The organism is Nocardioides sp. (assembly GCF_044226305.1).
Classification (GTDB): Bacteria; Actinomycetota; Actinomycetes; order Propionibacteriales; family Nocardioidaceae; genus Nocardioides.
This window is the reverse complement of the sequence record NZ_JBGAHF010000009.1, coordinates 196,638-215,831: the sequence shown is the minus strand read 5'-3', so window position 1 is coordinate 215,831 and position 19,194 is coordinate 196,638. Positions and strand designations below refer to the sequence as shown.

At 72.5% G+C, this 19,194-nt stretch carries 20 protein-coding genes and 1 tRNA gene; 13 read left to right on the top strand and 8 right to left on the bottom strand.

Annotation, left to right across the window (positions count from 1 at the left end):
• The first annotated feature begins 112 nt into the window (after positions 1 to 112).
• A complete protein-coding gene (locus ACILQ5_RS12115) occupies positions 113 to 1,069 on the top strand; it encodes a PASTA domain-containing protein (protein ID WP_395658252.1) in 957 nt (318 codons plus the stop codon).
• Here the strand turns inward: ACILQ5_RS12115 and ACILQ5_RS12110 are convergent.
• Positions 1,066 to 1,329, bottom strand: coding sequence for a hypothetical protein (locus ACILQ5_RS12110; RefSeq protein WP_395658251.1), 264 nt, complete (start codon positions 1,327 to 1,329; stop codon positions 1,066 to 1,068). The genes ACILQ5_RS12115 and ACILQ5_RS12110 overlap by 4 nt on opposite strands.
• Before the next feature lie 10 nt (positions 1,330 to 1,339).
• Positions 1,340 to 3,085, bottom strand: a complete 1,746-nt coding sequence (locus tag ACILQ5_RS12105) for a sodium:solute symporter family protein (RefSeq protein ID WP_395658250.1) — start codon at positions 3,083 to 3,085, stop codon at positions 1,340 to 1,342.
• A 163-nt stretch (positions 3,086 to 3,248) separates the two neighbouring features.
• Here ACILQ5_RS12105 and ACILQ5_RS12100 point away from each other — a divergent pair, with 163 nt between their 5' ends.
• The 3 genes from ACILQ5_RS12100 to ACILQ5_RS12090 all read left to right on the top strand — a co-directional run bounded on the left by ACILQ5_RS12100 (position 3,249) and on the right by ACILQ5_RS12090 (position 4,984).
• Positions 3,249 to 3,785: a pilus assembly protein HicB gene (locus tag ACILQ5_RS12100; protein ID WP_395658249.1), complete on the top strand. Its 537-nt coding sequence runs from the start codon at positions 3,249 to 3,251 to the stop codon at positions 3,783 to 3,785.
• A gap of 180 nt (positions 3,786 to 3,965) precedes the next feature.
• A complete protein-coding gene (locus ACILQ5_RS12095; protein ID WP_395658248.1) occupies positions 3,966 to 4,787 on the top strand; it encodes a DUF4097 family beta strand repeat-containing protein in 822 nt (273 codons plus the stop codon).
• 41 nt (positions 4,788 to 4,828) lie between these two features.
• Positions 4,829 to 4,984 carry a hypothetical protein gene (locus tag ACILQ5_RS12090; RefSeq protein WP_395658247.1) on the top strand — a complete coding sequence of 52 codons (156 nt, stop codon included), beginning with the start codon at positions 4,829 to 4,831 and terminating at the stop codon, positions 4,982 to 4,984.
• Positions 4,985 to 5,020: 36 nt separating this feature from the next.
• On the opposite strand, the gene dcd is transcribed toward ACILQ5_RS12090, so the two are convergent.
• Positions 5,021 to 5,596, bottom strand: coding sequence for a dCTP deaminase (gene dcd / locus ACILQ5_RS12085; RefSeq protein ID WP_395658246.1), 576 nt, complete (start codon positions 5,594 to 5,596; stop codon positions 5,021 to 5,023).
• Between the two features lie 62 nt (positions 5,597 to 5,658).
• Between dcd and ACILQ5_RS12080 the strand changes: the two genes are divergently transcribed.
• From ACILQ5_RS12080 to ACILQ5_RS12060, 5 genes are all read left to right on the top strand, one after another.
• The gene (locus ACILQ5_RS12080) at positions 5,659 to 6,420 is read left to right on the top strand and encodes an SGNH/GDSL hydrolase family protein (RefSeq protein ID WP_395658245.1); all 762 of its coding nucleotides are present in this window, start codon (positions 5,659 to 5,661) and stop codon (positions 6,418 to 6,420) included.
• Positions 6,421 to 6,434: 14 nt separating this feature from the next.
• Positions 6,435 to 6,510, top strand: a tRNA-Gly gene (locus ACILQ5_RS12075).
• Between the two features lie 506 nt (positions 6,511 to 7,016).
• Positions 7,017 to 8,333 (top strand): hypothetical protein, encoded by a 1,317-nt coding sequence (locus tag ACILQ5_RS12070; RefSeq protein ID WP_395658244.1) that lies wholly within the window; start codon positions 7,017 to 7,019, stop codon positions 8,331 to 8,333.
• Positions 8,333 to 9,421: a hypothetical protein gene (locus ACILQ5_RS12065; protein WP_395658243.1), complete on the top strand. Its 1,089-nt coding sequence runs from the start codon at positions 8,333 to 8,335 to the stop codon at positions 9,419 to 9,421. Before ACILQ5_RS12070 ends, ACILQ5_RS12065 begins: the two co-directional genes overlap by 1 nt.
• 162 nt (positions 9,422 to 9,583) lie before the next feature.
• Positions 9,584 to 10,228, top strand: a complete 645-nt coding sequence (locus ACILQ5_RS12060) for a DUF2461 domain-containing protein (protein WP_395658259.1) — start codon at positions 9,584 to 9,586, stop codon at positions 10,226 to 10,228.
• Positions 10,229 to 10,295: 67 nt separating this feature from the next.
• Here ACILQ5_RS12060 and ACILQ5_RS12055 read toward each other — a convergent pair whose 3' ends face one another.
• From ACILQ5_RS12055 to ACILQ5_RS12045, 3 genes are read right to left on the bottom strand one after another with little or no spacing between them, the layout of a single operon-like run.
• Positions 10,296 to 10,754 carry a nuclear transport factor 2 family protein gene (locus tag ACILQ5_RS12055; protein WP_395658242.1) on the bottom strand — a complete coding sequence of 153 codons (459 nt, stop codon included), beginning with the start codon at positions 10,752 to 10,754 and terminating at the stop codon, positions 10,296 to 10,298.
• A 50-nt stretch (positions 10,755 to 10,804) separates the two neighbouring features.
• Complete coding sequence (locus tag ACILQ5_RS12050) at positions 10,805 to 11,263, bottom strand: RrF2 family transcriptional regulator (protein ID WP_395658241.1); 459 nt, start codon at positions 11,261 to 11,263, stop codon at positions 10,805 to 10,807.
• A 30-nt stretch (positions 11,264 to 11,293) separates the two neighbouring features.
• Positions 11,294 to 12,196 (bottom strand): sulfite exporter TauE/SafE family protein, encoded by a 903-nt coding sequence (locus ACILQ5_RS12045; RefSeq protein ID WP_395658240.1) that lies wholly within the window; start codon positions 12,194 to 12,196, stop codon positions 11,294 to 11,296.
• Positions 12,197 to 12,395: 199 nt separating this feature from the next.
• On the opposite strand from ACILQ5_RS12045, the gene ACILQ5_RS12040 reads away from it, so the two are divergent.
• Together ACILQ5_RS12040 and ACILQ5_RS12035 are read left to right on the top strand one after the other, a co-directional pair.
• A complete protein-coding gene (locus ACILQ5_RS12040; RefSeq protein WP_395658239.1) occupies positions 12,396 to 12,983 on the top strand; it encodes a DUF2231 domain-containing protein in 588 nt (195 codons plus the stop codon).
• Between the two features lie 167 nt (positions 12,984 to 13,150).
• The gene (locus ACILQ5_RS12035) at positions 13,151 to 15,007 is read left to right on the top strand and encodes an acyl-CoA dehydrogenase (protein ID WP_395658238.1); all 1,857 of its coding nucleotides are present in this window, start codon (positions 13,151 to 13,153) and stop codon (positions 15,005 to 15,007) included.
• A gap of 53 nt (positions 15,008 to 15,060) precedes the next feature.
• On the opposite strand, the gene ACILQ5_RS12030 is transcribed toward ACILQ5_RS12035, so the two are convergent.
• Together ACILQ5_RS12030 and ACILQ5_RS12025 are read right to left on the bottom strand one after the other, a co-directional pair.
• Complete coding sequence (locus ACILQ5_RS12030) at positions 15,061 to 15,702, bottom strand: hypothetical protein (RefSeq protein ID WP_395658237.1); 642 nt, start codon at positions 15,700 to 15,702, stop codon at positions 15,061 to 15,063.
• Positions 15,703 to 15,818: 116 nt separating this feature from the next.
• Positions 15,819 to 16,682, bottom strand: a complete 864-nt coding sequence (locus ACILQ5_RS12025) for a LysR family transcriptional regulator ArgP (RefSeq protein ID WP_395658236.1) — start codon at positions 16,680 to 16,682, stop codon at positions 15,819 to 15,821.
• Between the two features lie 70 nt (positions 16,683 to 16,752).
• Between ACILQ5_RS12025 and ACILQ5_RS12020 the strand changes: the two genes are divergently transcribed.
• Together ACILQ5_RS12020 and ACILQ5_RS12015 are read left to right on the top strand one after the other, a co-directional pair.
• A complete protein-coding gene (locus ACILQ5_RS12020; protein WP_395658235.1) occupies positions 16,753 to 17,358 on the top strand; it encodes a LysE/ArgO family amino acid transporter in 606 nt (201 codons plus the stop codon).
• An 87-nt stretch (positions 17,359 to 17,445) separates the two neighbouring features.
• Complete coding sequence (locus ACILQ5_RS12015) at positions 17,446 to 19,164, top strand: SpoIIE family protein phosphatase (protein WP_395658234.1); 1,719 nt, start codon at positions 17,446 to 17,448, stop codon at positions 19,162 to 19,164.
• Positions 19,165 to 19,194: the final 30 nt, after the last annotated feature.

The window sequence follows — 19,194 nt, the reverse complement described above, 5'->3', positions numbered from 1 at the left end:
GTGCCTCAGGACGCGTGACGGCGCGATCCTGGGGCACACGACCCGTCGTCGTTCGGCGGCCTGTCGCTCTCTCACCATCCGCGCGTACCGTCGGCTCCGAACAGGACGTGAGATGGATCCGCACGAGTACCGCGACGCGCGCTGGTACGCCCTGCTGCGCGCGGCGGCCGACCTCGGGGTGCCCGACGAGGACGCCCCCGCGCTCGTCGCGCAGGTGCTGGCGGCGAACCGGCGCAGCATCAAGCGTGCCGAGGACCCCGACCCGCTCGTGCACGACGCGCTGCGGGACGCCGTCCTCGGACCACCGCCGCAGGCCCCGAGCAGGCGCTGGGTGGGCGTCGTCGCCCTGGCCGCCGCCCTGGTCGGGATCGGGGTCGTCGTCGCGGTGACCCGGCCGGACCCGCCGCCTCCGGACCGGCTGCGCGGCGACCAGGTGCCGTCGCTGTTCGGGTACGACGGCAGCGACGCCCGGGCACTGCTGGAGGACCGCGGCCTGCGCGTCACGGTGCAGCCGTTCCGGGCCTGCGAGGTCTACGGCCGGGCGGTCGGCAGCGACCCGCCGGCCGGCACGCCGTACGACGCCGGCGACCCGATCACGCTCTACACCTCGCTGCCGGCCGACGTCGCCTGCCTCACCGACTACCAGGACCGCGCCGCCTCCTGGCAGCTGCTCGACTTCGCCAACCACCGCGGACCGGCCCCGACGTTCGCCGACCGGGTCTTCGTCTACCCCGGGGACGGACCCCCGCTGATCCTGGACCACGCGCACGCCGAGGACCCCGACGGCTGGGCGACGACCGGGGTGCTGGACGCCCTCCGGGCCGCGTCGGGGCGCGTCTCGCTCGTGAGCGAGCACCCGCTGTCGTACGCCATCCCGGCCGTCCACGTCGTGCCGGTGGGGCAGGGTGCCGGAGGCTGCGGCGTACCGACGCCGGCCGTGGCCGGGACCGCCGACGTCTTCGCGCTCACCATCCAGCCCCCCGAGCGCACCGGCTGTCCGCTGCGGGTGGAGGTCTACCGGGAGGACGGCGCGATCGTCGCGATCGCCTACGACCCGGGCTCGGGCTAGGCGGTCCCGCGGGACTCGGGCTCGGCGTCCGTGTCCTCGGTCGCGACCCGGACCGGACGCAGCCGCGCCCAGAGCGCGAACGAGAGCGCGAAGACGATCATCGCGAGGCCGGCCCACAAGTTGGCGTTGACGTCGCCGGTCTTGTCGCCCTCCTCGTCGCCGAAGAGCCCGAGGAACGTGAGGATGATGCCGTAGAGGCCGATCAGGCCGGCGATCACGTTGCGGATGTCGAAGGCGCCCGCCGTCTGCTTCTGTGCCATGTCAGCCCCTCTAGAAGATCACGTTCAAGATGATGACCAGGCCCAGCGAGACCCCGGCGAGCGGCAGGGTGCGCTGGTACCACGGGTGCGACTTCTCGTGCGGGTCCACGAGGTCCTCGCGCGGTGTCTCCGAGTAGACCAGGCCCCGCAGCTCGGCTGCCGGCTTCGGCTCGGTCACGACCGAGACGGCGACGCTGACCACGACGTCCACCACGAACGCGGCACCCGCCGCCGCGAACGACGCTCCCTGGCCGCCGATCCCGATCCAGCCCTGGCTCAGCGACCCGAGGGCGTCCTCGCTCGCGATCCCGACGGCCACGGCGGCGAGGGTCCCGCTGACCAGCCCGACCCAGCCGGCCGTCGGCGTCATCCGCTTCCAGAACATGCCGACGATGAAGGTGGCGAACAGCGGCGCGTTGAAGAACCCGAACAGCGTCTGCAGGTAGGTCATGATGTTCGTGTAGTTCTTCGCGAAGAGCGCGGTGAAGATCGCGACCACGACCGCGGCCACCGTGGCGATCCGCCCGACCGCCAGGTAGTAGCTGTCGTCACGCTCCTTGACGATGTAGCGCTGCCACAGGTCGTAGCTGAAGACGGTGTTGAAGGCGGAGACGTTGGCGGCCATGCCGGCCATGAACGCCGCCAGCAGCCCGGTGATCGCGACGCCGAGCAGGCCGTTGGGCAGCACGTCGCGCATCAGGTAGAGCAGCGAGTCGTTGAAGGTCACGCCGTCGCCGGTCGACCCGCCGGCCACCGACTCCCCGGCCTTGACGCTCGCGACCTCGCTGACGAGCACGGCGGCGATCATGCCCGGGATGATGGTGATGAACGGGACGAACATCTTCGGGAAGGAGCCGATGATCGGCGCCTTGCGCGCGGAGGAGAGCGAGTCCGACGCCATCGCGCGCTGCACCTCGACGAAGTTCGTCGTCCAGTAGCCGAAGGACAGCACGAACCCGAGGCCGAAGACGATCCCGACGATCGACAGGAAGTCCGAGCTGAACGCCGTCAGGGCGGTGCCGGGCCAGGAGTTGAGCTGGTCGCTCGCCGAGGCGACCGTGTCCGGGTGGGCGTCGGCGGCCTTCGTGATGCCGTCCGTCAGCCCGTTCCAGCCACCGACACGGTGCAGGCCGATGAGGGTCAGCGGCAGCAGGGCGGCGACGATCACGAAGAACTGGAGCACCTCGTTGTAGATCGCCGCGCTCAGCCCGCCGAGGGTGATGTAGGAGAGCACGACCGCGGCGGCGACGACGAGCGCGATCCACAGCGACCAGCCCAGCAGCGCGTGCACGATGCTCGCGAGCAGGAACAGGTTGATGCCGGCGATCAGCAGCTGGGCGACGGCGAACGAGATCGCGTTGACCAGGTGCGCCCCGGTGCCGAACCGGCGGAACATGAACTCGGGGACCGAGCGCACCTTCGAGCCGTAGTAGAAGGGCATCATCACGACGCCCAGGAAGAGCATCGCCGGGATCGCACCGATCCAGAAGTAGTGGACCGTCGGGATGCCGAACTGGGCGCCGTTGGCGGACATGCCCATGATCTCGACCGCGCCGAGGTTGGCGGAGATGAACGCCAGACCGGTCACCCACGCCGGCAGGGATCGCCCGGAGAGGAAGAAGTCGAGCGAGTCCGAGATCGATCGGCGGGCCAGCAGCCCGATGCCGAGGACCACGGCGAAGTAGGCGAAGACGATCACGTAGTCGACCGGCTTCGCGTCGATGAGCGTGCTCGCCAGGACCGTCGGACTGGGCATCGGTGCCCCTTTCACACCCGGATGTGGACCACGGGGACGAGTGCCCCCTCGCCGGTCCCCACAAACCTGGTCGATCCGCGGCGGGGTCGTTGACGTCACGGTGCCACGCTGTGACGTCATTGGGGTGTTGACATGACGTCATGATGATGTCACTGTGGTGCACATGGACATCACGCCCTACGTCGACAGCCTCCGCCGCGACCTCGTGGCCGCCGCCGAGGCCGTGGGCCCCGACGCCCGCGAGGTCACCGAGCGGCTCGCGTTCGCCCTCGACCCGGCCGCCCGGCTGGCCCTGATGGAGGCGGTCAGCCAGGCCGCCGCCGAGATCACCGCCGAGATGCCCGACGGTGGCGTCGACGTCCGGCTCGACGGCCGCGAGCTCGCGTTCGTGGTGCACGCCCCCGCCCCGTCGGCGGAGGCGCCCGCCGGGCCGCCGCCCGCGGCCGAGGAGGCCGACGACGAGGGCACCGTCGCCCGGATCACGCTCCGCATCCCCGAGTCGGTCAAGACCCGGGCCGAGGAGCTCGCGGCCCGGTCCGGGCACTCGCTCAACACCTGGCTGGTCAACGTCGTGCGGGCCGCGACCCGCGAGGGCGCGATCAACGTCGACATCGACCTGTCCAGCATCCCGTTCGTCGGCGGCACCGACCCGTTCGGCGGCAAGCGCGGCGGCGGCCGCCGGATGACCGGCTGGGTGTAGCGGAGACGCGCAGCGGATCCGCCGATGGTGGTCGAGCGAGCCGCGCGACCGAGGAACGAGGTCGCGGCCGGCGGGTCGAGACCGCACGGACCTTCCAGCAACACCTGAACCCCAGATCCACCCGGGTCCGGCACCACGCCGGCCCCGCGGACGAGCACACCCACATCCAGGAGAGGCACCATGACCGAGCACCGCTTCACGACACCCGACCCCGTCCAGCTCGTCGCCGAGATCGGCAAGGGCTCGGTGCAGGTGGTCGCCACCGCGACCGCCGAGACCGTGGTCGAGATCACCGGCCGGGACGCCGACCAGGTCGACGTACGGCAGAACGGCGAGCAGGTGAGCGTCGTCGCGCCCAAGCAGTGGGGCCTCCTCGGCGGCGACAGCCGTCTCGACGTGGTCGTCACGCTCCCCACCGGCAGCGCGCTCGCGGTGAAGACCGGCAGCGCGGACGTCACCGTGACCGGCACGATCGGCCGGGGCCAGGTCAAGAGCGGCTCCGGCGACGTCGAGGTCGACACGGCCGAGGGCCCCCTGGTCGTCGAGACCGGGTCGGGTGCGATCCGGGTCGAGGCCGCGCGCGGCGAGCTCCGCACCAAGAGCGGCTCGGGCGACGTCCTCGTCGTCGACGCCGACTCCTCCGTCGTGGCGTCCACCGGCTCCGGCGACGTCCAGCTGTGGACCACCCGGGGACCGGTCGTCGTCAAGACCGGGTCCGGCGACGTCAAGGTCGGCAGCGCCGAGACCGACGTCACCATGACCACCGGCAGCGGCGACCTTGTCGTCGACACCGCCCACCGGGGCCGGCTGACCGCCAAGGGCGCCTCGGGCGACGTCCGGGTGGGCGTGCCCGCCGGCGTCCCCGTCTGGACCGACATCTCGACGGTCTCCGGCTCGATCCGCTCGGGCCTCCAGGGCACCGGCGCCCCCGAGGACGGGGCCGACCACGTCGAGATCCGGGCGAAGGTCGTCAGCGGCGACGTCGTCCTGACCCAGGTCTGAGCCCCACCACCCCCCACCACCCGACGACCGAGGAGCACGTCATGGAGCACACCAACCTGGTCCTGCAGTCCGAGGCCAACCGTCAGCAGCTCGCCGAGCGGATCGCCCGCGCGAGCTCCCCGAAGATGCCCGCCACCACCCACCGGCACCTGCTCGCGCAGCGTCTGCGCCGGTTCGCCGACCGGATCGAGGACTGAGTCCCCGGCCCGGGCCGCGCCTGCCGGGCTGCCGGCTCAGATCGACGTGCGGTGGAAGTTCTGGAACGACCGCGACGGCGTCGGACCCCGCTGGCCCTGGTAGCGCGAGCCGTACTTGGCCGAGCCGTAGGGGTGCTCCGAGGGCGAGGACAGCCGGAAGAAGCAGAACTGCCCGATCTTCATGCCCGGGTAGAGCTTGATCGGGAGGGTCGCGACGTTCGCGAGCTCGAGGGTCACGTGGCCGCTGAACCCGGGGTCGACGAAGCCCGCCGTCGCGTGCGTCAGCAGCCCGAGGCGGCCCAGGGAGGACTTGCCCTCGACCCGGGCGGCGATGTCGTCCGGCAGCGTCACGACCTCGTAGGTCGACCCCAGCACGAACTCCCCCGGGTGCAGGATGAAGGGGTCCTCGCCCTCCGGCTCGACCACCCGGGTCAGGTCGGACTGGTCGGCGGCCGGGTCGATGTGCGGGTACTTGTGGTTCTCGAAGACCCGGAAGTAGCGGTCGAGCCGCACGTCGATGGAGGAGGGCTGGAGCATGCCGGGCTCGTAGGGCTCCAGCGCGATCCGACCGGCGTCGATCTCGGCGACGATGTCGCGGTCTGACAGCAGCACGCTCGCACCCTACCGGTGGCCCCGCCGCCGCGGGCCCGGCCGCCGGGACCGACAATGGGACCGTGACCTTCCAGCGGTACGTCGCCCTCGGCGACTCGTTCACCGAGGGCGTCGGCGACCCCGACCCGACCCGGCCCAACGGCGTACGCGGCTGGGCCGACCGCGTCGCGGAGCACCTCGCCACGCTCGAACCGGACTTCCGGTACGCCAACCTGGCGATCCGCGGTCGCAAGCTGCCCGCGATCCTCGACGAGCAGCTGGCGCCGGGGCTGGCCCTCGACCCCGACCTGGTGACGATCCACGGCGGTGGCAACGACGTGCTCCGCCCGCGCGTCGACCTCGACGCCCTGGCGGCCCGCTACGACGCGGCGATCGGCCGGATCACCGCGAGCGGCGCACAGGTCGTCGTGTTCACCCTGTTCGACCCGGGCACGACCGGTGTCTTCGCCGCGATGCGCGGCCGGTTCGCGGTGTTCAACGAGTGGGTCCGCGAGATCGCCGACCGGCACGACGCGATCGTCGTCGACCAGTGGCGCATGCGCGACGTCGAGCTGCCTGCCGTCATGGACACCGACCGGATGCACCTCAACACCGCCGGCCACACGATGATGGCGATGCGGGTCCTGGACGCCCTCGGGGTCGGGCACGACCTGACCGCGCCGCCGCTGGCACCGATCCCGGTGCTCAGCCGCCGCGAGAAGCTGGCCGAGAACGCGCGCTGGACCCGCGAGTTCCTGGCGCCGTGGGTGCACCGGCGGCTCACCGGCCGCTCCTCCGGCGACGGCCTCGACCCGAAGCGTCCGGCGCTCGCCGCCATCGACTAGTATCTGCGCGTCCCGCGGATGTAGCTCAGTTGGTAGAGCGCGACCTTCCCAAGGTCGATGTCGCGAGTTCGAGTCTCGTCATCCGCTCCACGTCACCGAACGGCCCGCCCTCGGCGGGCCGTTTCGTGCGTTCCGGAGGTCGCGCTCAGCTGGAGGTCGCGGCCAGCTGGAGGTCGCGCTCCCCGAGCGTGACACTCTGCCCACCGTCGATGTCGCGAGCTCGAGTCCCGTCATCCGCTCCACGTCACCGGACGGCCCGCCCCCGGCGGGCCGTTCGTGCGTTCCGGACGTCACCGGACGGCCCGCCCTCGGCGGGCCGTTTCGTGCGTTCCGGCCGTCGCGGTCATCTGGCCGCCGCGCTCCCCGAGCGCGACGCTCTGCCCACCGTCGAGATACCTCGCCCGGCCGATGAAACTCGCGGTTGGACGATGAAGCTTTGTCGTCCCAGCGCGAGTTTTGTCGGCCGGCCGACGAAACTCGCGGCGCCACCCCGCCAGACCGGACCCCGTGTGACTGGTGTTGCGCTTGACGACGGGAGTGACGAGAGGTGACAGTGGAGGCTGACGCTTTCCCTGTGTGTCTCGAGGTACCGCCTGATGTCCCGCCGCACCCTCGTCATCGTCGTCGGCTCCCTGGCGCTGCTACTGGCGCTGACCCCCTTCGTCCCGCACGGCAGCGACGACGCCGGGTTGCGACCCTCCGGCACCAAGGAGGGGCAGCTCCGGGCCGCCCGGACCGCAGGCTTCTCCCAGGTCACGCCGGCGGCGCGCGCCGAGATCGAGCGGGTCGTCGCCGCCGGCCGGACCGTCGGGCGGGTCTCGGGCAAGGTCGCCCCGGACCAGCTCGCCGCCTCGCTGGTGCGGTGCGCCGAGTTCGAGGGCCAGCGCTACTGCCTCGGCACCGGCTGGACCGAGGACTCCGAGGCCCAGGTGCAGGCCAGGGTCGCGACCGCGGCCCGGATCGCCGTCGCCCGCGCGGGCGACGGTGTCGTCAACACCGGTGACCTCGACCCCGCCGCGGCGCTCCTGCGCGAGGCCCGGATGAGCCCCGCCGCCCGCGCCGAGGCCGACCGGGCCGAGCTGACCATGGCGGCACGCTCGGTCGCCAAGGTGTGGCTGCTGCGTCACGAGATCGAGGGCGTCCCGCTGCCGCCGGACTTCCTCGAGAACCACCCCGAGGCCCGGGCGGACGTGCCCGCCACGACCCAGGTCGGTGCGACCCCGAACACCGCCTCCCCGACCAAGTCGCCCACCAAGTCGCCGACCAAGTCCCCGACCAAGTCCCCGACGAGGACGCCGAGCCCGACCCCCCACCCGTCAGACTCGCCGGTCAAGACCGCCGCGGACTACCCGGCGCGCGACACGGTGCTCGACCCCGACGACGTCGCGGAGCAGACCGAGTACTACTGGTGCGGCCCGACGTCGATGCAGATGATCGTCTGGGGCTGGCGGCACAAGCGCCAGAAGCAGTCCTGGTGGGCGCACCGGCTGAACACCACGACGAGCGGCACGTCGGTCTACGACATGGTCCGCGTCGTCAACCAGTCGACCGGCTGGGACAAGCCGTCGCACGCGGGGCCCTACATCGTCCTCGACATCGGCCACTACAGCTTCTCCAAGTGGATGCTGCTGATGATGCGCCACATCCACGACTACCGGGCGCCGGTGGTGCTGCACCCGATCCTGCTCAAGCGCTACTACCCCTACCTCGACGACGACGCGTCCGGGCACTACCAGGTCGGCCGGGGCTATGCGAAGCGCGGCAGCAAGCCCGACGAGCTCGGCTACTTCGAGCCCTGGAACCAGCAGCGCTTCGACCCGTCCGAGCCGTACATCGACCGGGTGCAGTGGCGCGACGCCTACAAGAGCTACCGCGCCAACCAGGCGCACTACGCCCACAACGTCGGGGTCTGATGCGCGCCACGCGGTACGCCGTCGTGGTGCTCGCCCTCGCCCTCGCCGGCTGCACCGGCAGCGACGGTGACGGCGGCGGGGACCCGAGCCCGTCGCCGAGCAGCGACAGCCCGGCCTCGACCCCGAGCAGCCCGACGTCGTCGACCCCGCCCCCGACGTCGGCCGACCCCGCGAGCCTGGACTGGGAGCCGGTCCCCGGCCCGGTGAAGGACACCGTCACCCGGGGTGGCGGCTGGACGATCACCGTCAAGGGCAACGGCGCGAGCTGGCTGCTCACCGGCCCGAAGGGATCGACCGGGGGCGGCGCACCCGGCTACCGGGTCAGCGATGCCCTGCTCGACGGGGACTGGGCGGTCGTGGTGCTGCAGGACCGCACCGAGCAGCAGCCCAGCCGCGCCGAGGTCACCGACCTGGCGACCGGGAAGACCTTCGTGGTCGACGGGCGCTCCGACGTACCGACCACCAACGGCGGCACGTGGGCGCTCGGCGGCGGGCACCTCCTGCACGCCACCGTCAGCAAGGGCGCCTACTGCACGGCGGACGTCGACCTCGCGGCCCGGACGTCGACCGTGGGCTGGTGCGCCCCGAAGCGGCACGGCTTCAACGGCGCGCAGCTGGCGCCGGGCGGGCCGTCCGTGCTCAGCTTCGACTCCGGTCGGCCGGCCTGCCGCACGCTGATGGCCCTCGACGGCGCCGACGCCACGCCCTTCGAGGGCGTCCCCGACTGCAGCGCGTGGGACGGGCTGCGCACCGAGGACGGGGCGGTCTGGTCGGTGATCCCCGACGAGCACCGGATCGAGGAGGCGCACCTCTACGCCACCGCCGGTGGCCAGCAGTCCGACCTGGGCCCGGGCACGGCCGGCACCCTGACCTGGTGCGGCGGGTCCGCCTGGTTCGTCCGGGACCCGCAGCGCGACGGCGACCCGGCCGCGCTGATGCGGTGGTCCCCGGACGCCGGGCTCTCCGTGGCCTACGAGTCACCCGCCGGCCGCGCGTTCCTCACCGCGCCGCGCTGCGGGGGCGACGCGATCACGGTCACGACGATGGCCGAGTCCGGCGACGAACAGGTGTCCGCCGCGCTGTCCTGAGAAAGTCCCGCGGTTCGGCGTCACGGATCGCCACCGCCTCCGTTGGACCTGTGTCGGCACATGGGGGTCCGACAGTCGGTGGTGGTGGCGTCGCAGCGGGCGCCGCCACCCCGTCTCGCCCCGTCCTGCCTCACCCGGCTCGTTAGGCTGACTGGCGTGCCCGTGACCGACCTGCCGCCGTTCACCGGCTTCCCCGTCGCCGCGCTCGACTTCTACGACGACCTCGAGGTCGACAACACCAAGGCGTTCTGGGAGAAGCACAAGCAGGTGTACGCCGACGCCGTCCGCGCGCCGATGACCGCGCTCTGCGCCGCCCTCGAGCCCGAGTTCGGCACGGCCAAGGTGTTCCGCCCCTACCGGGACGTGCGGTTCGCGAAGGACAAGACGCCGTACAAGACCCACCAGGGCGCGTTCGTGCGGGTCGGCGAGGCGACCGGCTGGTACGTCGAGCTCTCCCCGCGCGGCGTCCGCACCGGCGCCGGGTTCTACGAGGCGAGCGGCCCGCGGCTGGCCGCGTACCGCGACGCGGTCGCGCACGACCGGTTCGGCCCCGAGCTCGAGGGCATCCTGCGCGGGCTCGAGGGGCAGGGTTTCGAGGTCGGCGGCGACCGCCTCAAGACGACGCCGCGCGGGTACGACGCCGGGCACCCGCGCATCGAGCTGCTCCGCCACCGGTCGCTGGTCGTCGGGCACCCGCTGGGCTTCGAGCCGGTCGTCCACACCCCGGAGCTGCTGGAGCTGGTCCGCGACGACTGGCGCGCGCTCCGCCCGCTGGTCGACTGGGCCGCCGAGCACGTGCGCGACTGAGACCGGTGGTCAGGAGTCTCGACTCGACAGGTCAGAAGTCTCGACTCGACAGGTCAGAAGTCTCGACTCAACCGTCGGCGGGGGTGAAGCTGGCCATCGTGCGCTCGGGCTCCCAGTAGGCCTTCATCGAGGTGACCCGGCCGTCGTCGTCGACGACGTAGACCATGATCAGCTCGGTGGTGGTGTGGCTGCCGTCGGGGAACGAGGTCCGGATCCGGCCGATGTTGGCGCAGGTGTTGCTCCCGGGGTTCGCGAAGGACTCGTAGATCTCGAACTCGAAGCGGTGGATCGGCGCGATCGCCTTCTCCCAGAAGGCCGCGATCCCGGCGTGCCCGTGGTGGCCCCGGCCCTCGGGGTCGAACATCGACGGGCCGACCGGGTCCTCGAGCACCGCGTCCTCGGCGTACACCGTCAGCCACTCGGCGAGGTCGCCCTTGGCGACGGCCGAGTAGGAGCGCTGGGAGGCCGCACGGGCCGGGTGGTCGTCGTCCGGCGCGGTCCAGGTGATGGCATCCGACGTGATCATGCCGGCATGCTAGAACACGTTCCAGTTGGCTGGCCGGGACCGGGTCCGGGCTAGTGGGGCTGCCAGGCGTCCTCGTCGGCCGTCCGGGAGGTGACCGAGTCCGGAAGGCGGCCGTCGGCCAGCTGCTGGATGGAGACGCTCTCGAAGACGTCCCGCAGCGAGCGGCGGGCCGCGATCCAGACGTGCTGGAGCACGTCGGCCGTCTCGTTGTAGGTGACCGCCTCCGGGCGCAGCCCGTAGACCGAGACCAGCGGGCCGTCCACGGCGCGGATGACGTCGGCCACGGACACGTCGGCGGCCGGGCGGCCCATCCGCCACCCACCGGACTGGCCGCGCTGGGACATCACGATGCCCGCCCGGCGCAGGTCGGCGAGGATCGCCTGGAGGAACCCGTGGGGGATCTCCTGCAGGCGGCCGAGCTCCTCGGCGCTGATGGCGCGAGCGTCCTCCCGCGAGGTCATCTCGATCAGCGCTCGGAGGGCGTAGTCGGACTTCGCGGACACTCGCATGGAGCAAGTGTGTCAGATGTCTCGACTTGTTCAGTCGATCTTGGCTGCTACCAGGTCACCGGGGCGCAGCGCACCTCCCTCGCGCTCGGCCTGGTCCAGCTTGACGGCCCAGGAGATCCACAGCACCCACATGGTCACGGTGACCGAGGCCAGCAGCCCGGTGGTGACCCCCGGTACGCCGGCGGCGTCGGCCAGCGTCTTGAGGTTGGTCAGCACGATCAGGCCGCCGGCGGTCACCCCGAGCACCCGGGCCGGCAGGTAGCGCACGACGACCGCGGCGAGCGGCGCGGCGATCACCCCGCCGACGAGCAGGGCCGCGGCGAACGCCCAGTCGACCCCCTGGGTGCCGAGCGCCAGCAGGAAGCCGAGGGAGGCGCCGATCGTGACGACGAACTCGGCGGCGTCCACCGACCCGACGACCTTGCGCGGCTCGAGGCGCCCCGACGAGAGCATCGTGGTGGTCCCCACCGGCCCCCAGCCGCCGCCCCCGACCGCGTCGACCAGGCCGGCGACCAGGCCGACGGGGGCCAGGAAGCGCACCGACAGCCGGCCCTCGAACCGCAGCCGCTGCGGCACGAGGAAGCGCCAGGTCACGTAGCCGCCCAGGACGAGGAGGATGGCGGCCACCCCGACCCGCGCCGTGGTCGCGTCGGCGTGCGCGAGGAGCGTCGCGCCGACGAAGGCGCCGACGAAGCCCGGCGCCGCGAGGATGCCGACCGTGCGCCAGTCGACGTTCCCGAGGGCGTGGTGGGAGGCGCCGGAGACCAGCGAGGTGCCGATCTCGGAGAAGTGGATCGCCGCCGAGGCCGCGGCGGGGCCGAGGCCGCCGGCGAGGAGCAGCGTGGCCGAGGTGACGCCGTACCCCATGCCGAGCGACCCGTCGACCAGCTGGGCGGCGAAGCCGACCAGGGCCAGGAGCACGAGCTTGCGCATGGGACAACCTTCGGGGAAGTAAGTCGATCTTCTTTATGGTCTTTAGCAGACCGCCTCCTTGTCAAGGGCCCCGGGTCCTCGGGCCCACGTCCCGAGCGGTTCGGGACCTCCGCATCTGGGGCGCGGCCGGCTCCGGAGGTTGGCTGGATCCAACCCCGGCGAGCGACGCCGGGGCGACGAAACCTGGAAGGGGCACGTCATGCCTGACAGCATCGGCGGCTTGCCGCTGCATCCGTTGATCGTCCACGCCACCTCCGTGCTGGTGCCGCTGGCCGCCCTGCTCGTGATCCTGGCCGTGTGCTGGCCGCGGTTCCGGGCCTGGGCCGGGCCGCTGCCGATGTGCCTGAGCGCCGTCGCCCTGATCCTGACCCCACTGTCGACCTCCACGGGCGAGAGCCTGGAGGAGAAGGTCGGCGAGAGCTCCCTGGTCGAGAAGCACGCCGAGCTCGGCGACCAGCTGCTGCCCTTCACGATCGCGCTGTTCGTGTTCTCGGCGGGCTTCTGGTGGCTGGACCGCCAGCGCCAGCGCAGCCTGCTCGAGGTCGAGCCGGTGACGGCCCCGTCGGCCGAGACGACCTCCGGCGGAGGCACGGCGACCCTGACGGCCCCGGCGCCGGCACCGCACGCGACGTCGTCCCAGGCGCCCGGGAAGTTCCGCACGGCGACCGCGGTGGTCGGCGTGCTCGCCGTCCTGGCCGCGGTCGGCACCGGCATCCAGGTCGCGCGGATCGGCCACAGCGGCGCCAAGGCCGCCTGGTCGGACGCCTCCTCGGCGATCGTGCGCTGAGCAGCCGACCCGTCCGCACGCCACCCGGCCGACCCGTCGTCGGCCGGGTGTCGGCGACGCCACGTCCCGGACAGGTTTGACGGACCCCGGTTGCGGGGTTACTGACGGGTACGTACCATGAAGTTACTGACGAGTATCGTCCACGCACGCACAGCGAAGGTAGAGCCGTGAGCCACTACAAGAGCAACATCCGCGACATCGAGTTCAACCTGTTCGAGGTGCTCGGCCGCGACGAGGTCCTGGGCACCGGACCCTTCAGCGAGGTCGACACCGACACCGCCCGCGAGGTCCTCGCCGAGGTGGACCGGCTGGCGCGCGAGGAGCTCGCCGAGTCGTTCGTCGAGTCCGACCGCACGCCGCCGGTCTTCGACCCGCAGACCAACACCGCTCCGGTCCCCGCGGCCTTCAAGAAGAGCTACGACGCGTGGATGGGCGCGGAGTTCTGGCGGCTCAACACCTTCGCCGAGCTCGGCGGCACCCCGGCCCCGGCCAGCGTCTGCTGGGCGATGGGCGAGCTCGTGCTCGGCGCCAACCCGGCGATCTGGATGTACGGCGCCGGCCCGATGTTCGCGGGCGTGCTCTTCCGCAACGGCACCGAGCGGGACAAGAAGATCGCCCAGCTGATGATCGACAAGGGCTGGGTGGCGACGATGGTCCTCACCGAGCCCGACGCGGGCTCCGACGTCGGCGCCGGTCGGGCCAAGGCCACGGCGAACGAGGACGGCACCTGGAACATCGAGGGCGTCAAGCGGTTCATCACCTCGGGCGAGAGCGACCTCTCCGACAACATCGTGCACCTGGTGCTCGCGCGTCCGCAGGGCGTCGAGGGCGTCGGCGGGCCGGGCACCAAGGGCCTGTCGCTGTTCATCGTGCCGAAGTACCACTTCGACCTCGAGACCGGTGAGCTCGGCGAGCGCAACGGCGTCTACGTCACCAACGTCGAGCACAAGATGGGCATCAAGGTCTCCAACACCTGTGAGGTCACCTTCGGCGACCCGTCGGTCGGTGGCGGCGAGCCCGCCCGCGGCTACCTCCTCGGCGAGGTGCACCAGGGCATCGCGCAGATGTTCCAGGTCATCGAGAACGCCCGGATGATGGTCGGCACCAAGGCGATCGCGACGCTCTCGACCGGCTACCTCAACGCGCTCGAGTTCGCCAAGGAGCGCGTGCAGGGCGCCGACCTGACCCGGTCGGCCGACAAGACCGCACCGCGCGTCACGATCACCCACCACCCCGACGTGCGCCGCTCGCTGATGACCCAGAAGTCGTACGCCGAGGCGATGCGCGCCCTGGTGCTCTACACCGCGACCTGGCAGGACAAGGTGATGCTCGCCGAGCACGCCGGGGAGCGTGACGAGCTGGCCGAGAAGGTCAACGACCTGCTGCTCCCGATCGTCAAGGGCTACGGCTCCGAGCGCTCGTGGGTGCTGCTGGGCACCGAGTCGCTGCAGACCTTCGGCGGCTCCGGCTTCCTGCAGGAGTACCCGATCGAGCAGTACGTCCGCGACGCGAAGATCGACACGCTGTACGAGGGCACGACCGCGATCCAGGGCCAGGACCTGTTCTTCCGCAAGATCGTCAAGGACCAGGGCCAGGCGCTCGGCCACCTCGCCGGCGAGATCACCGCGTTCATCGAGAGCGGAGCCGGCAACGGACGGCTGAAGAACGAGCGCGAGCTGCTGGCCCGCGCCCTCGACGACGCCCAGGCGATCGTCGGCCACCTCATCAACGACCTGATGTCGGCCCAGGACGAGGTCCGCAACATCTACAAGGTCGGGCTCAACACGAGCCGCCTGCTCATGGTGCTCGGCGACGTCGTGTGCGGCTGGCTGCTGCTGCGTCAGGCCGAGGTCGCCCTGGACAAGCTCGGCGGCGACCCGGGCAAGGACCAGGCCTTCTACGAGGGCAAGGTCGCGGGTGCGCAGTTCTTCGCCCGCACCGTCCTCCCCAAGATCGCCGCGGAGCGCGCGATCGCCGAGGCCGTCGACATGGAGCTGATGGAGCTCGACGAGAGCGCCTTCTGATCCACGCGCAGCGGCACGGCCGCTGGTCGACGACGGCCCGGTCGCGCCGGCCGTCAGGCGGCGGTGATCCCGGCGAGCAGGGGCTTGACCTGCTGCCAGGCGGCGTAGAAGTGGGCCCCGTCGGGGACCAGGACCGCCACGAGCAGGGGGTCGTCCCCGACGTCGACGGCGAGCAGCCGCAGCCGCTGGTCCGGACCCGCGTCCAGGGCGATGCCGCCGTCCGCGCTCTCCACCACCTGGCCGTGGCCACCGAGCAGGTCCACCCCCTCCGCCGGCAGGCCGACGAGGTCCACCCCGTCGACGGGCGCCACGGCACCGGTCGCGGCGTCCCGGGCGGCGGCCAGGGCCTCGGCGGCGTTCGCCTGCGGCGGGCGCATCACGACGACCGCGACGAGCGGTGCGTCGCGGCTGGGGTCGGGCTTGCCGAGGTCGAAGGCGTCCGCGCCGCGGTGGACGCTGGTCCACCCGGCGGGCACCTGCAGCTCCAGGGCCGGGCGGAACCCCTCCGGCGAGCCGTAGGTGCCGGCGTCCACGACGAGGTCGCTCTTCCCGGTCGGCAGCGGCTCGGCCGCCGACGTACCCGGCGAGGCGCTCGGCGACGAGCCCGCGGTCGAGGACGGCTCCGACCCCTCGTCCCCGCACGCCACCAGGCCACCGGCCAGCAGGAGGGCCACGAGGACGTGCCGCACGCTCATCTCCGCAGCGTAGGCCAGGAACGGAGGGTCCGGCAGTCCCCCGCCGGGCCCCTCCGCGCGTCGGCGATCAGGGGCGGCGGCGGGAGGCCACGACGAGGGCGGCGCCGGTGGCAGGTTCAGGGTCGCAGCGCGCGCCGCGCGTGCCGGCGTACGGCGTCGGTGAGCCGGTCCAGGACGGGTGAGTCGAGGCGCCAGCGCTGCCAGTGGAGCGCGACGTCGACGTGCAGCCGGCGGACGAGCGGGACCAGGGACGCGTCGAGCTGAGGCTCGGGGATCATCCCCCAGCCCAGGCCGAGCCGGACCGCCTCCGCGAAGTCGGCGGACGTGGGCACCCGGTGCACGACCGGCGGCCCCGCGACCCCCCGGCCCGCCAGCACGTGGTGCTGGAGGCCGTCCTTCTCGTTGAAGACCACCACCGGCATCGCCGCCCAGTCCGGGCCGCGCCCGCGCCGCCAGCGGTCGGCGAACGCGGGCGTGGCGGCCGGCACGTAGCGCAGCGCGCCGAGCCGCTCGACCGAGCAGCCCTGGACCGCGGTCGGCTCGCTGGTGACCGCCGCCAGCACGTCCCCGCTGCGCAGCAGCCCGGCCGAGAACGCCTGGTCCTCGACGTGCAGGCGCAGCGCCACGTCCGCCCACCCGGCCACCTCGCCGATCGCGGCCCGGAACCAGGTGGCGAGCGAGTCGGCGTTCACCGCGACCGGCAGGTCGACGGTGGGCGTGCCGCCGTGGGCGAGCGACTCCCCCAGCTCGTCGTGGAGCAGCTGGACCTGCCGGGCCAGCCGGAGCACCACCTCGCCGTCCGCGGTCGGCCGGCACGGCGTGGTCCGCTGGACGACCACCCGCCCGAGCTGGGACTCCAGCGCCCGGATCCGCTGGCTCACGGCCGAGGGCGTCACGTGCAGGTGGCGGGCGGCCGCGTCGAACGTCCCGTGGTCCGCGATCGCCACCAGCGCCGCCAGCTGCGAAGGGACGAGATTCATGAAGTGATGCTAATGGTTGTGAAGATTCTTTCGTTGGCCTTCACCTGTCCCTCGCACCTACCGTGGCCGGGTGATCGACCCCCTGGTCGCCGGCCTGCTCACCGGCCTCTCCCTGATCGTGGCGATCGGCGCGCAGAACGCGTTCGTCCTGCGCCAGGGTCTGGCCCGTGAGCACGTCGGACTTGTGGTCGCGATCTGCGCTTTCTCCGACGTGGTCCTCATCGTCGCCGGTGTGGCCGGCATCGGCACGGTCGTCGAGCGCGCCGGCTGGGCGCTGGTGGTCGTGCGCTGGCTCGGCGTCGCCTTCCTCGGGTGGTACGGCGTCAGCTCGCTCCTCCGCGCGCGCCGGGCCGAGTCGCTCCAGACGTCGGCGGCGGGGGCGACCAGTCGCCGCCGTACCGTCGCGGTGCGGATGCTCGCGCTGACCTGGCTCAACCCGCACGTCTACCTGGACACGGTGCTGCTGCTCGGCACCGTGGCCAACCACCACGGGGTGACCGGGCGCTGGTGGTTCGCGGTCGGCGCCTGCCTGGGCAGCATCGTGTGGTTCACCTCGCTCGGCTACGGCGCCCGGCTCGCGGCCCCGCTGCTCGCCAGCCCGCGCGCCTGGCGGGTGCTCGACGTCCTCATCGGGCTGGTGATGCTGGCGATCGCGGCCAGCCTCGCCCTCGGCTGACCCGACCTCGAGCGCCCACGAGGGTGAAGCGGTGGCTTCGCCCGACCGATAGGTTCGGGGCGGGCAACCACGAGGAGACCCCCACCCATGAGTCCCGCCGGCGCGGTCCGCGCCGACCCGTCGTTCGACCGGTACGCCCGCATGGTCTGCCGGGCCCTCGACGTCCCGGTCGCCCTGGTCTCGCTCGTCGAGCCGGACCGCCAGGTCCTCACCGGGGCGTGCGGGCTGCCGCCCGAGGTCGACGCCGAGCGCCAGACCCCGCTCTCCCACTCCTTCTGCCAGCACGTGGTGGCGGACCGCGCGCCGCTCGTCGTCGACGACGCCCGCACGCACCCGCGGGTCCGCGACAACCCCGCGATCCGCGACCTCGCGGTGATCGCGTACGCCGGCTGGCCGATCACCGACCACACCGGCACGGTCGTGGGGTCCCTCTGCGCGATCGCGCACGAGCCCCGGTCCTGGTCGGACGGCGACCTCGAGATGCTCGCGGACCTCGCCGCGGCGTGCTCGACCGAGCTCTCGGAGCGGGCGATGCGCAGCGCGGAGCAGGACCTGTCCTACCGCAGCCGGGTGCTGCTGGCGCTCAGCGAGGCCCTCTCGAGCACCCGCGACCTGGCCGACGTCGCACGGGCGGTCGAGCAGACGGCACTGGTGCACCTCGGCTGCCTGCGCGCCGGCATCTGGCTGCGCGCCGGCGGCGAGCACGGCGAGGTGCTCTCCTACGTCGACTACCCCGGCGCCGGCTGGGCCTCGGCCCACAACAACCGGGTGCTGCCGCTCGACGAGACGAACCCCCTGGGCTCCGCGATCGTGCGGCGGCACCCGCTCCACTTCGGCGACAAGGACCTGCAGAACCGGCTCTACCCGCACCTCGACACCAGCCAGCAGGTCGGAGACGCCCGCTCGTTCGTGCCCCTGGTCAGCCGCGACCGCGTCCTCGGCACGCTGGCGCTGCTGTGGGAGACCGACCGTCGGCTGTCGGACGAGGACCGAGTCACGATCGAGGCGCTGACGTCGTACGCCGCCCAGGCCCTCCAGCGCGCACTGCTCGTCCAGGAGCGGCTCGACGCGCTGGTGACCCTCCAGAACTCGCTGCTGCCGCGGCTCCCCGAGCCGGCGGACCTCGAGCTCGCCGCGCGCTACCGGCCGGCGGCCTCGCGCGACCAGGTGGGCGGCGACTGGTACGACGCCGTGGTGATGCCGTCCGGGCTCACCTGCCTCATGGTCGGTGACGTGGTCGGGCACGACATCGGTGCCGCGGCGATCATGGGCCAGCTCCGCACGATGCTCCGGGCGATCGCCTGGGCGGTCGACGACGCGCCCTCGCGGAACGTCACCCGGCTCGACCAGGCGATGCAGGACCTCACGGTCGACGGGATGGCGAGCCTGGTCTACGCCCGGATCGAGCAGTCGGCGCAGCAGCGGACGACGGGTGAGCGCACGTTGCGCTGGACCAACGCCGGCCACCCGCCGCCGCTCGTCGTCACCGCCGGGGGCACCGTGACCCTGCTGGCGGACGGGGTGCCCGACCTGATGCTGGGCGTCGACCCCGACGGCGAACGCGACGACCGCCGCACGACGATCGCGTCCGGCTCGCTCCTCCTGCTCTACACCGACGGTCTCGTCGAGCGGCGCGGCGAGGACATCGACGACGGGCTGCACCGGCTGGCGTCGGTGGCCGGCCGGCACCACGGGCTGCCGGTCGGCGAGTTCCTCGACGCGGTCCTCGCCGAGCTGGCGCCGGAGCGGCTCGACGACGACGTCGCCGTGCTGGCGGTGCGCTTCCACGACCAGCACCCGGGCTGAGTCGTCGGTGGACCCTGGCTAGGGTGCTGG